Consider the following 11,584-nt stretch of genomic DNA (forward strand, 5'->3'; position numbering starts at 1 on the left):
GGCCATGACGAATGTCGCAGAAGAGGGCCGATCGCGTGAAGGCCGGCCACAGGCGCTGAGCACGCCGGTACTCCATACGCTGGCGCTGCTCGCCCTTTGCTCAGCCTATATTCAGGGGCCCCTCGTCAAGATCTTCGATTTTGGCGGAGCGCTTGCCGAAATGGACCATTTCGGCCTTCATCCGGCTCCGGTCTTTGCCGTCGGGGTCATCGTCTTCGAGCTTTCGATGTCAGCCCTCATCCTTGCAGGCGTCTTTCGCTGGGCGGCCGCTGTTGCGCTTGCCCTCTTCACGCTGCTTGCGACCTCCATCGCATTTCGCTTCTGGGAATTACCGCCGGGAATGGAGCGATCGATGGCGATGAACGGCTTCTTTGAGCATCTCGGCCTCGTCGGCGCCTTTGTTCTTGTCGCCTTCTATGATCTCGGCGATCGTCTGACGGCACGGAGGAGTGTGCGATGAGAGCGACGGCCGTCGAGGGTACGGGCACTTTCGCTCCGTTGCGGCAGAAGGTCTTCGCGGTCCTGTGGGTGGCGACGATCGTCGGCAACACCGGCAGTTTCATTCGTGACGTCGCCAGTTCCTGGCTCGTGACCGATCTTTCGGCAACGCCGGTCGCGGTTTCCCTGGTGCAGGCCGCGGCGACGCTGCCGATCTTCCTGCTCGCCATCCCGGCCGGCGTGCTTTCCGACATTCTTGATCGGCGTAAGTTCCTGATCGTTGTCCAGTTGCTGCTTGCCGTCACTAGCCTTTGTCTCCTTTTTCTGTCGGCCACGGGGCAGCAATCCGTCAGCTCCCTTATCGCATTGACTTTCGTCGGTGGCATCGGCGCTGCTCTCGTCGCACCGACATGGCAGGCGATCGTCCCCGAACTCGTGCCGAGGCAGGACGTCAAGGGCGCAGTCGCGCTGAACTCGCTCGGCATCAATATTTCCCGGGCGATCGGTCCGGCACTCGGGGGCTTGTTGCTCGCCTGGTTCGGCGCTGCCGTCACCTATGGGGTGGATGTCATCACCTATGTCTTCGTGATCGCGGCACTGCTGTGGTGGCGGCGTGAAGCGGTCGAGGACGATGCGCTTGCCGAACGGTTCTTCGGCGCCTTCCGGGCGGGGCTACGCTATGCGCGGGCAAGCAGGGAACTGCACGTCGTTCTGCTTCGTGCCGCCGTGTTCTTCGCCTTCTCGAGCGCTATCTGGGCCTTGCTGCCGCTCGTTGCCCGTCAGCTTCTCGGCGGCGGCGCCAGCTTCTATGGCGTTCTGCTTGGTGCCGTGGGCGCGGGCGCGATCTGCGGTGCGCTGGTGATGCCACGGCTGCGCGCCCTACTCGATGCCGATGGACTTTTGCTCGCCTCGGCAATCGTTACGGCGATCGTCATGGGCGTGCTTTCGCTTGCTCCGCCGCAATGGACGGCAATCACTGCCCTGCTCGTCTGCGGCGCCGCCTGGATCACGGCGCTGACGACACTGAACAGCACCGCACAGTCCATCCTTCCGAATTGGGTGCGGGGCCGCTCGCTCGCCGTCTATCTCACGGTGTTCAACGGCGCGATGACGGGCGGCAGTCTCGTCTGGGGCGCGGTCGCGGAAGCAGTGGGCGTGCCGGTCGCCTTGGGGGCTGCCGCTATAGGCCTTCTCTGTGTCGGGCTTGGCTTCCACGCGGTGAAGCTTCCCAAGGGTGAGGCGGACCTCGTTCCCTCCAATCATTGGCCGGAGCCTTTGACTGCCGCACCGATCGAAAACGACCGCGGTCCGGTTCTCGTGCTGATCGAATACACCGTCGACAAGACGGATAGGCCTTCATTCCTGAAGGCGCTTGCCCGCCTTTCGCACGAGCGCCGACGCGATGGGGCCTACGGCTGGGGCTTGACCGAGGATGCCGCCGATCCGAGCCGCATCGTCGAGTGGTTCATGGTCGAGTCCTGGGCGGAGCACATGCGTCAGCACAGGCGCGTCTCGAAGGCGGACGCCGACATTCAGCAGGGAGTCCGCCTCTACCACAAGGGATCCGAAGCACCGGTCGTGCATCACCTCCTGTCGATCAACCGGCCACATCTCGGCGGTAGCTGACGAGAGCGTCATCCTTTCGGCATCACAGCTAGCACGGGCGTTCGCTGGTGCGTCGATACACGCAGGCATCCATACAACTTTTAGGAGCAAAATGATCGATTTTTCTCTTACATTGTCGCGCAGGCAAGCCCTGCTTGCGGGCGCTTCGGTTTCGTTCGCGATGGCCGTCACGGCGGCCTTCGCGGCGGAAAACTCCACCTCGAACCAAAGCAAAGGAACCGTTCCCATGACCCAGAATTTCATCAAGACCGAAGACGGCGTCGAGATCTTCTACAAGGATTGGGGCTCGGGCCAGCCGATCGTGTTCCACCACGGTTGGCCCCTGTCCTCGGACGATTGGGACGCGCAGATGCTCTACTTTCTGAGCAAGGGTTACCGCGTCATTGCCCACGACCGCCGCGGCCACGGTCGCTCGACCCAGGTCAGCGACGGCCACGACATGGCACACTACGCGGCGGATGTCGCCGCGCTTGCGACTGAGCTCGATCTGCGCGATGCCGTCCACATCGGCCACTCCACCGGCGGCGGCGAGGCTCTGGCCTATGTCGCTCGCCATGGTGCCGGCCGCGTCGCCAAGCTCGTCATGGTCGGCGCCGTACCGCCAATCATGCTCAAGACAGAAGCCTACCCCGGCGGCCTTCCGATCGAGGTGTTCGATGGTCTGCGCGCTCAACTCGCCGCAAACCGTGCGCAGTTCTTCCTCGATCTCCCAAGTGGTCCCTTCTACGGATTCAACCGCCCCGGTGCGCAGGTCTCGACGGGAGCGATCCAGAATTGGTGGCGGCAGGGCATGATGGGCAGCGCCAAGGCGCACTACGACGGCATCAAGGCATTCTCCGAAACCGATTTCACCGACGACCTCAAGAAGGTCGAGGTGCCGACGCTGGTCATGCACGGAGACGACGACCAGATCGTGCCGATCGACAATTCCGCGCGGCTCGCCGTGAAGCTCCTGAAGCACGGTACGCTCAAGGTGTACGAGGGCTATTCGCACGGCATGCTGACGACGCATGCCGATGTGATCAATCCGGATCTGCTCGAGTTCATCAGGGCATAAGAAAACCAGCGGGCCGGCGAGCGTCGCCGGCCCGTGCAGCCGACGCTGCACCGGCATCCGCGAGCACGCGGGAACGGTTGATCGCATCGACGATGACCGGCTTTTCTATGCCTCCGCTCAAGGCACGTTGGATCGCTCGGCGACATCGAAGCAACGAGCGGCTTACGACATGTTCAGCAACCGCAACTGGCTGGCAAGGCGCAGTCTCCCTGATCGTAGTTGCGTTCGCCGTGCTCCTTTCGGCCCGCGCGATCCTCGCTTATGATCCATCAACCGTCTTTCTCGGCCGCAAGCAGGATCCGGAGGAAGTGCCTGATGTGGTGCCCATCCCTGGTGCGTTTTATCCTCGCGGCGGCAGAAGCTGCACTCGTCGCTTGGCCGGCCTTGGCTGCGCAAGGGGCCGGTCCCGACTGGCCGTGTATACAGCGCAAGGTTCCGGAGCTTTCGCTTGGCCAGTTCTGGACTGGTGCCAACCTGCCGCAGACGGCCGCCGACTGGTCCAAAGATGCGGGGATTTCTGCTTTGGTGACGGAACTGTCAGCCCGCCGCCTGCCGCTGCCGGAGGCGCAGCAAAAGATCAGAGAGTATGCGGAAAGCCTGCCGGAGGACGAGAGGGAGCGGCGCTTGACCATGCTGGTGCAGGGGCTGTTCGATCAGATGAACCGAGAGCGCTCGGACGTTATCGCCGGCATTGCACGCTACGCGAAAAGGCAGAGGGACATCGCGGAAGTCCTGCGGCAGGAGGCCTCTGCCGTGGATGCGCTACGGGCCAAGGCCGATGCCGACCCGAACGAAATCGCGCTGCGGAGTGACCGGCTCGCGTTTCAGACACGTGTATTTCAGGAACGCGCGCGATCGTTGAGCTTCGTCTGCGAGGTGCCGACGCTGATCGAGCGGCGTTTATACGCATTGGTCAAGACGATTGCGGAAGCGCTGAAGGCCAGATGAGCACCGCGCCTTCCGCCGCCGGAGCGGCGCTTCGCAGGATTTGACGCTCGTTCTTTGCGCGCGTATCCTCATCGCAGGCTTTCCATCGGGCACCCGCTGCATGTTCCTAAATCGTAGCCGATTTAGGAATAAAAACATGCAGCAATTCAAAGTGCTACGGCGACCTTTGCGCGTCTGAAACACGCGGTGTGCTGTGGTGAAAGCCTGTCTGTCGCATGCTCAGCATGCAAAAATAAGGGTTCTTTCCGCGCATCTTCGCGCAGTGAAAGGTGCTCAAGTGAACCTCGTCGATCTCGTCCTGACCGTCTGCATGTTGGCCAACCCCACGAGTTGCCGCACTGAGCATCTGTATTTCGAGAGCCGTGGGTCGCTTGCCGAGTGCATGCTGTTGGCCCCGAGGGAGATCGCGAGATGGTCCGAGAGCCATCCGGGGCTGAAGGTCGTGCGATGGACATGTGTGTTCCCCGAGAAGGATCGGGAAATTTGAGGTCGTCGCAGCCATTTGCTGGGAGGTAGCGTCATGAACATATCGCGGCGCGTATTTTGCGGCGTCGCCTTGCTAGCTGCTGCAAATCCTCTCGGATTCCGCGCCTTGGCTAACCCTCCCGCTCCGAAGATACGGGTGGGTGTTCTGAAATTCGGCACGGTGAACTGGGAACTTGACACCATCAAGCACAATCGATTCGATGCGGCCAACGGCGTCGACGTGGAAGTCGCCTATTTCGCCGGCGAAGACGCCACCAATGTCGCTATCCTTGCCGGGGACCTGGATATCATCGTTTCCGACTGGTTGTGGGTGTCGCGCCAGCGCTCCATGGGCGAGGATCTCACCTTCGCGCCTTACTCGACCGCGGTTGGCGCTATCATGGTCAAAGCGGACGCGCCAATTCGCGGCATCCCGGACCTTGTGGGAAGAAAGATCGGCGTAGCCGGTGGGTCGCTCGACAAGAGCTGGCTTCTGATCCAAGGACTTGCCCAGCGTGACTATAAGATGGACCTAGCCAGGGAGGCCGACGTCGTTTTCGGTGCGCCGCCCCTGCTTTCGGAAAAGGCTCTCTCCGGCGAGCTCGACGCAGTCTTGAACTTTTGGCATTTCTGCGCGCGTCTCGAAGCAAAAGGCTTTCGCCGCCTGATCGGTGCCGACGATGCAGCCAAGGCGCTCGGGGCCTCGGGACCTGTCTCGGCGCTGGGATATGTCTTCCATGACAAATGGGCGAACGAAAACCCCGACGTGCCGATGAGCTTCGTCAAGGCAAGCGCGGCGGCCAAGAGGCTTCTGGCCGATTCCGACGCCGAATGGCAGCGTCTGGCCCCCATTGTTCGCGCGGAAGGCAGGGAACTCGAGGTGCTGCGTGATCGCTATCGGGAAGGCATTCCAAACCGACCTGTTGCCGAAGAGGAAAGCGATGCCGCCAAGCTGTACGAAATTCTCGCCGACCTGGGCGGGGAGAAGCTCGTCGGCGAGGCACGGCAGATGGCTCCAGGAACATTCTGGGCGGCATTGAAGACATGATAGCCTCGGGATCGGAAAACGGGGTCTCCAGAACCCGCCGTGCACACCCGGTCTATCGCGGGATTGGCGCCTTGTTGCCTGCCCTGATGGTGCTGACATCGCTGCTCGGGCTATGCCTGGTCTGGAGCGCCGCGGCAGGGATCTGGCCGAGCCGTGCCTTTCCGCCACCGCTTGACGTCTGGCAGGTGCTTCTCAAGGAGGCGGCGAGCGGCGACCTTGGCTATCACCTCGCTATGACGCTCTGGCGGGTGGCGGCGGCCTATGTCGTCGCCATGGTCGTGGGGACGGTCATTGGCGTCCTGCTCGGCACGCACCGGCGGGCGGATTCCTTCTTCAATCCCTGGCTTGTCCTCTTTCTCAACCTCCCGGCGCTCGTCGTTATCGTCCTCGCCTATATTTGGTTCGGCCTGACGGAGGCTGCCGCGATCGGCGCCGTTGCGGTCAACAAGATACCCAATGTCGTGGTCACCATGCGCGAGGGTGCGCGTGCGCTCGACCCTCGTTTCGCAGAAATGGCCAACGTCTACCGGCTAGGACCGGTCGATCGTATCCGCCATGTGCTGATGCCGCAGTTGCAGCCCTATTTCGCAGCCGCCTCGCGCTCCGGCATTGCGCTGATCTGGAAGATTGTGCTCGTCGTCGAGCTGCTCGGTCGTTCCAGCGGTGTCGGCTTCCAGATCTATCTCTACTTCCAGATATTCGATGTTGCTGCCATTCTTGCTTACACGCTGGCCTTCGTGGCCATCATGCTGTTGATCGAACTCCTTCTGGTGCAGCCACTTGAACGACATGCAACTCGCTGGCGCCGCCGCCCCGCTTAAAGTCGACATTACCGAGAAGACTTTCCGATCGGCCACGGGCGTCACGATTGTCGCATTGCGCGGACTTTCCTTTGAGGTCAGGCGGGGCGAATTTGCCTGCCTGCTGGGGCCATCTGGCTGCGGGAAGACCACGACCTTGCGAATCCTGATGGGTCTCGATCGGCAATTCTTGGGCAGTTACCAGTTGCCGGAAGGCGGCTCCAACCGCGTCGCTGCGGTCTTTCAGGAGCCGGTGCTTCTCCCCTGGCGCACAGTGGAGCAGAACGTCCGCCTGGCGCTGCCTCGGAACCTCAGGGACAAAGACCTGAATTCGCTGTTCGGAATTCTAGGCCTCTCCGCAATGCGGTCGCTCTACCCTTCGGAGCTTTCGCTCGGGCTTGCGCGACGCGCGGCACTGGCGCGAGCGTTCGCCACGGAACCCGCCGTGCTCTTTCTCGACGAGCCTTTCGCCTCGCTCGACGAACGGACCGCCGACAGGTTGCGCCGTCTTCTGATGACAGTATGGGCAGCTCGGCCCACCACCGCACTGATGGTGACCCACAATTTGCGCGAAGCCCTTCTGCTTGCCGATCGTATCATCCTGCTGTCACCGCGCCCGGCGCAGGTGCTTGGCATCTTCGACGTGCCTCTCGAACGCCGCTTGCGCGACGCGCCAGCGCTCGACAATCTCGTCTCGGCTTTTCACAAGAGGTTTCCCGACGCGGTGTAATCGCCAAACCGATAAGGCACGCGGCCCTGCCGGGGAAGAGGCGATCGGAGCGCGGAGCTTGAAGGTCAGAAGCAGCGGACATCTGCTTCTGCCTGCGCTCGTCTCAATTCGGCGTCGACAGATTTCGCCGGCGCACTTTCGCGAAACAGAGCCCCTCTTTCGCCCGCCTGAAGTCCTAGGCTCCTGAACGTCTCGGCCGCCTCATAGCGCTCGTACGGCATAATCGAGGCTATGACGTCGATGGAGCAGGAACAGCTTTCGAGTGCGGCTCGTGTTTCGCCATTAGCTTTCATACAGGCGTACACATAGTCCACGACCGCAACCGTCGGATAGTCTCCGGCCGCCGACGCGGTGACGACACACATAAACGGAGCGAGAAAAGCAATCGCGCCCAAAGTTCGAGTGGTCACTCTGAAATCTCCCGTGGATATAAGAGCAGCCAAGTTATTCTTCGCGATACTTTACATTATTGCAGTAAATCAGGCACGGCCAACCTTGATATATAGTAATGGCATGTTGCGTAGCAGCATGTTTCGTTTTGCGACGCACAAACTCTGCGAATTTAATTTGCGTTATTTGGTCTTAAAGCCTATTCTTCCATCGGTTTCCGGCTTCAAGGCTTGTCTTTAGGGAGCGGCAAAGTGTCCGATCAATGGAACGGGCAATTGCGGTGCCTACTGCCCATCCAAACGATCGTGACACGCTGACGGAAGCGCATGTCCCATGACAAGCATGACATCGCTTGGGCTGGCCTTTGTGGTATCCCGAGGATTTGTGATGGCGAACCTCGGGTTGAATATCGACATCGGGAGGATTTCGCATGCGCATGCTTGGAAAATTCGTCTATCTGCCAGTGACCGCTGCTGGATTTCTGACGGCGGCTCTTGCCGGAAGTGCATTGGCCAATGAGGAGCTGATGGCCCTTGCAGCCGACGCGAAGAATTGGGCGATGCCTACGGGCGATTATGCAAACACCCGCTACTCGAAGCTGAAACAGATCAACAAGGACAACGTCAAGGATCTGCAGGTCAAGTGGACCTTCTCCACTGGTGTTTTGCGCGGCCATGAAGGCGGCCCGCTCGTGATCGGCGACGTTATGTACGTACACACGCCGTTCCCGAATATCGTCTATGCGCTTGATCTCAAGAACGAAGGCAGGATGCTTTGGAAATACGAGCCAAAGCAGGATCCGAACGTCATCGCCATCATGTGCTGCGACACCGTCAACCGCGGTGTGGCCTACGGCGACGGCAAGATCATCCTTGGCCAGGCGGACACGACGATCACCGCGCTTGATGCCAAGACCGGCAAGGTCGTTTGGCAAGTCCAAAATGGCGAGAAAAAAGACGGGAGCCTGTCCGAATCGTCCACATCCGCACCCATGGTGGTCAAGGACAAGGTAATCGTCGGCATATCCGGTGCCGAGTATGGTGTCCGCGGTCATATCACGGCCTACAATTTGAGTGATGGCAAGCGAGCGTGGCGCGCATATTCGACAGGTCCTGATTCAGAAACGCTGATCGACCCGGAGAAGACTACTCATCTCGGTAAGCCGGTCGGCAAGGACTCCGGGATGAACACCTGGGAAGGCGAGCAGTGGAAGACCGGCGGCGGAACCACATGGGGTTGGTACTCCTACGATCCAGAGCTCAATCTGATCTATTATGGGACCGGAAATCCTTCGACCTGGAACCCCAACCAGAGACCCGGTGACAACCGCTGGTCGATGACGATCTTTGCGCGCGATGCCGACACGGGCATGGCCAAGTGGGCCTATCAAATGACGCCTCATGACGAATGGGACTATGACGGCGTCAACGAGATGATCCTAGTCGACGACATGGAAATCATGGGTCAGCCGAGGGACGTGCTCGTGCATTTCGACCGCAATGGCTTCGCCTACACCCTCGACCGTGCAACGGGTGAGCTTCTGGTTGCCAAGAAGTACGATCCGACGGTGAACTGGGCGACCGAGGTCGTGATGGATCCCAAGAGCGACAAGTATGGGCGTCCCCAGGTTGTAGAAAAGTACTCCACCGAACATAACGGCGAGGACTTTAACACCACCGGTGTCTGCCCGGCAGCGCTTGGAACGAAAGACCAGCAACCGGCAACCTATTTGCCAAAGACGAAACTGTTCTATGTGCCGACCAACCATGTCTGCATGGATTACGAGCCGTACAGGGTGAGCTACACGGCCGGTCAGGCCTATGTGGGCGCGACCGTGAATATGTACCCCACGCCCAACAGCCACGGCGGCATGGGTAATTTCATTGCCTGGGACGCAGCCAAGGGTGAGATCGTCTGGTCGAAGCCGGAGCAGTTCTCGGTGTGGTCAGGGGCGCTCGCAACTGAGGGCGACGTCATCTTCTATGGCACGCTCGAAGGCTACATCAAGGCAGTGGATACGGAAGGAAAAGAACTCTACAGGTTCAAGACTCCGTCCGGCATCATCGGCAACATCAACACCTTCGAGCACGGCGGCAAGCAGTATATCGCGGTTCTGTCGGGTATCGGCGGCTGGGCAGGCATCGGACTCGCCGGTGGCCTTCTGGGCGCTGAGGGTGCTGCAGCGTGGCAGCAGGCAGTGGCCGGTGAGAGAGCTCCGACCGAAGAAAGCCAAGCCATCGCCACAGCGGGTCTGGGTGCGGTGGGCGGTTACGCCAAGTTGGCCGAGTATACGACGCTTGGCGGACAGCTGACGGTATTCGGCCTTCCGGATTGATCACGGCTGCCTGAGCGAGAGCCCGGACCAATTGTAGCAGCAAACGCTGCCGGGCTCTCGCTTCCACCAGACAAGAATCTCAAGCCCCGTCTGTCCATTGGGAGAATAAACCATGCGGCGGGAAAGAGGTCATGAATGTTATCACGCTTCATCATTTCAACCCTTGCCGCGGTTCTGCTGCCGTTTACAAACAGCACCGCCCTAGCTGAGGACAGCAAGGAAAAGGCCGCCAGCGTCACGGAGGAGGACGGGAAGCACTTCGACGCCGAAGGCAATCCCACCTTCAAGATCGAGAACGGCATCGTCGATTGGTACACGTTCAACGGATATCGCCGCTATCACGCCGATTGTCATGTCTGTCACGGACCCGACGGCGAAGGGTCCTCCTATGCCCCGGCTCTCGCCAAGACCATGAAGAATGTCGATTACGGGACATTCCTTTCGATCGTCGCCGAAGGACGCAAGAGCGTCGTCGGCGGCAAAGAGGTTGTCATGCCTGCCTTTGGAGACAACAAGAACGTCTACTGCTACCTTGATGACATCTACATCTACCTGCGCGCCCGAGCCGTCGACGCGGCACCGCGCGGTCGTCCACCCAAGAAGGCCAACAAACCGGAAGCGGCCACGGCCTACGAAGCGTCCTGCATGGGTGGATGACATGGCATACGGCGCCCATCGGACTTGCAGTGCAGCCCTCATCTCGATGACCATGGCCGCGCTGATGCCGTTGCAGGCCCATTCCCAGGGCGCCGGGCTCGGGGCTGCCGGCGAGCTGGTTGACCCGGAGACGCTGCGGGTCTGCGCCGACCCGTCCAACATGCCCTTCTCCGACAAGAGCGGCGAAGGGTTCGAGAACAAGCTCGCCGAGATGGTCGCAGCCGCGACGGGACGAAGCTCCGTCGCCTATACCTGGTTTCCGTCGATCCCTGGTTTTGTGCGCAATACGCTCGGCGCCAATCGCTGCGACATCATCATGGGGTATGCTCAGGGGGACGAACTCGTCCAGAACACAAACGCTTATTACCGCTCCTCCTATGTGCTGATTTACAAGAAGGACGGCGATCTTGCCGGCGTGGAAACGCTGACCGATCCGAAGCTTGTCGACAAGAGGATCGGCGTGGTCCACGCAACGTCGCCCTCCGCAAATATGGCGGCGGCGAGACTGATGCGCAAAGCAAAGATCTATCCTCTCGTGGTCGACACGCGGAGGGCACCGTCAATGGCTGAGGTCATGGTCCGCGACATCGTGGCAGGCGTGATTGACGCCGCCGTGGTTTGGGGACCGATGGCAGGTTATTACGTCCGCAAGTCGGAAGTCGATCTGGCTATCGTGTCCTTGACCAGGGAGAAGGGCGGCTCGCGCATGGCCTATCGGATCACGATGGGGGTGCGGCCGTCCGACCAGCAATGGAAACGCACGCTCAACAGCTTCATCAGGGAGAACCAGGACGACATCAACAAGCTGTTGCTCTCGTACGGTGTCCCGCTGCTCAATGAGGATGACGAGAGCATCACGGAGTGACGTTGAAGTACCGGTAAGTCATCGGCATCCGGTGACTGCCCAAGGTTGAGAAGAGGCTGCATCTTGTCGGGCTCGTCCTGACGAACGAGTCCATGGCGGAGATGATGCTCTAGGGAGGACGGAGACATGGACGTACGCGCAGCCGTAGCCACGCAGGCTGGCAAACCGCTGGAAGTGAAAACTGTGCAGCTCGAGGGGCCGAAGGCCGGCGAGGTGCTGGTCGAG

Annotated in this window: 11 protein-coding genes and 1 pseudogene; 11 read left to right on the forward strand and 1 reads right to left on the reverse strand. The window is 60.6% G+C overall.

The window, feature by feature from the left end:
• Positions 1 to 4: 4 nt before the first annotated feature.
• The 7 genes from AYK65_RS25975 to AYK65_RS26010 all read left to right on the forward strand — a co-directional run bounded on the left by AYK65_RS25975 (position 5) and on the right by AYK65_RS26010 (position 7,112).
• On the forward strand, positions 5 to 460 hold the full coding sequence (locus AYK65_RS25975; protein ID WP_081161899.1) for a DoxX family protein: 456 nt from the start codon (positions 5 to 7) through the stop codon (positions 458 to 460).
• Positions 457 to 2,064: an MFS transporter gene (locus AYK65_RS25980; protein WP_081161903.1), complete on the forward strand. Its 1,608-nt coding sequence runs from the start codon at positions 457 to 459 to the stop codon at positions 2,062 to 2,064. Before AYK65_RS25975 ends, AYK65_RS25980 begins: the two co-directional genes overlap by 4 nt.
• A gap of 226 nt (positions 2,065 to 2,290) precedes the next feature.
• On the forward strand, positions 2,291 to 3,121 hold the full coding sequence (locus tag AYK65_RS25985) for an alpha/beta fold hydrolase (protein ID WP_081161926.1): 831 nt from the start codon (positions 2,291 to 2,293) through the stop codon (positions 3,119 to 3,121).
• A 315-nt stretch (positions 3,122 to 3,436) separates the two neighbouring features.
• Complete coding sequence (locus AYK65_RS25990; protein WP_026616647.1) at positions 3,437 to 4,069, forward strand: hypothetical protein; 633 nt, start codon at positions 3,437 to 3,439, stop codon at positions 4,067 to 4,069.
• A gap of 622 nt (positions 4,070 to 4,691) precedes the next feature.
• Entirely contained in the window at positions 4,692 to 5,582 is an 891-nt protein-coding gene (locus AYK65_RS26000; RefSeq protein ID WP_244560116.1) for an ABC transporter substrate-binding protein, read from the forward strand.
• Positions 5,583 to 5,668: 86 nt separating this feature from the next.
• On the forward strand, positions 5,669 to 6,403 hold the full coding sequence (locus AYK65_RS26005) for an ABC transporter permease (protein ID WP_026616650.1): 735 nt from the start codon (positions 5,669 to 5,671) through the stop codon (positions 6,401 to 6,403).
• A complete protein-coding gene (locus AYK65_RS26010; protein WP_034885775.1) occupies positions 6,372 to 7,112 on the forward strand; it encodes an ABC transporter ATP-binding protein in 741 nt (246 codons plus the stop codon). The genes AYK65_RS26005 and AYK65_RS26010 overlap by 32 nt, the downstream gene beginning before the upstream one ends.
• A gap of 65 nt (positions 7,113 to 7,177) precedes the next feature.
• Here the strand turns inward: AYK65_RS26010 and AYK65_RS26015 are convergent, their stop codons facing one another.
• A complete protein-coding gene (locus AYK65_RS26015) occupies positions 7,178 to 7,477 on the reverse strand; it encodes a hypothetical protein (protein WP_046117743.1) in 300 nt (99 codons plus the stop codon).
• 455 nt (positions 7,478 to 7,932) lie between these two features.
• Here AYK65_RS26015 and AYK65_RS26020 point away from each other — a divergent pair, with 455 nt between their 5' ends.
• The 4 genes and pseudogenes from AYK65_RS26020 to AYK65_RS32815 form a co-directional block, all read left to right on the forward strand.
• Positions 7,933 to 9,837: a methanol/ethanol family PQQ-dependent dehydrogenase gene (locus AYK65_RS26020; RefSeq protein ID WP_139793350.1), complete on the forward strand. Its 1,905-nt coding sequence runs from the start codon at positions 7,933 to 7,935 to the stop codon at positions 9,835 to 9,837.
• A 135-nt stretch (positions 9,838 to 9,972) separates the two neighbouring features.
• Entirely contained in the window at positions 9,973 to 10,494 is a 522-nt protein-coding gene (locus AYK65_RS26025) for a c-type cytochrome, methanol metabolism-related (protein WP_026616654.1), read from the forward strand.
• A gap of 1 nt (position 10,495) precedes the next feature.
• Positions 10,496 to 11,359: a quinoprotein dehydrogenase-associated putative ABC transporter substrate-binding protein gene (locus AYK65_RS26030; protein WP_081161908.1), complete on the forward strand. Its 864-nt coding sequence runs from the start codon at positions 10,496 to 10,498 to the stop codon at positions 11,357 to 11,359.
• A gap of 126 nt (positions 11,360 to 11,485) precedes the next feature.
• A pseudogene (locus tag AYK65_RS32815) lies at positions 11,486 to 11,584 on the forward strand (GNAT family N-acetyltransferase); the annotation flags it as partial.

It is taken from the genome of Ensifer aridi, assembly GCF_002078505.1.
GTDB lineage: Bacteria > Pseudomonadota > Alphaproteobacteria > Rhizobiales > Rhizobiaceae > Sinorhizobium > Sinorhizobium aridi.

What these genes read in the sequence shown, in the direction of transcription:
- AYK65_RS25975 (WP_081161899.1), top strand. Translation starts at nt 5, where the DNA reads ATGACGAATGTCGCAGAAGAGGGCCGATCGCGTGAAGGCCGGCCACAG.
- AYK65_RS25980 (WP_081161903.1), top strand. Translation starts at nt 457, where the DNA reads ATGAGAGCGACGGCCGTCGAGGGTACGGGCACTTTCGCTCCGTTGCGG.
- AYK65_RS25985 (WP_081161926.1), top strand. Translation starts at nt 2,291, where the DNA reads ATGACCCAGAATTTCATCAAGACCGAAGACGGCGTCGAGATCTTCTAC.
- AYK65_RS25990 (WP_026616647.1), top strand. Translation starts at nt 3,437, where the DNA reads ATGTGGTGCCCATCCCTGGTGCGTTTTATCCTCGCGGCGGCAGAAGCT.
- AYK65_RS26005 (WP_026616650.1), top strand. Translation starts at nt 5,669, where the DNA reads ATGGTGCTGACATCGCTGCTCGGGCTATGCCTGGTCTGGAGCGCCGCG.
- AYK65_RS26010 (WP_034885775.1), top strand. Translation starts at nt 6,372, where the DNA reads ATGCAACTCGCTGGCGCCGCCGCCCCGCTTAAAGTCGACATTACCGAG.
- AYK65_RS26015 (WP_046117743.1), bottom strand. Translation starts at nt 7,477, where the DNA reads ATGTGTGTCGTCACCGCGTCGGCGGCCGGAGACTATCCGACGGTTGCG.
- AYK65_RS26020 (WP_139793350.1), top strand. Translation starts at nt 7,933, where the DNA reads ATGCGCATGCTTGGAAAATTCGTCTATCTGCCAGTGACCGCTGCTGGA.
- AYK65_RS26025 (WP_026616654.1), top strand. Translation starts at nt 9,973, where the DNA reads ATGTTATCACGCTTCATCATTTCAACCCTTGCCGCGGTTCTGCTGCCG.
- AYK65_RS26030 (WP_081161908.1), top strand. Translation starts at nt 10,496, where the DNA reads ATGGCATACGGCGCCCATCGGACTTGCAGTGCAGCCCTCATCTCGATG.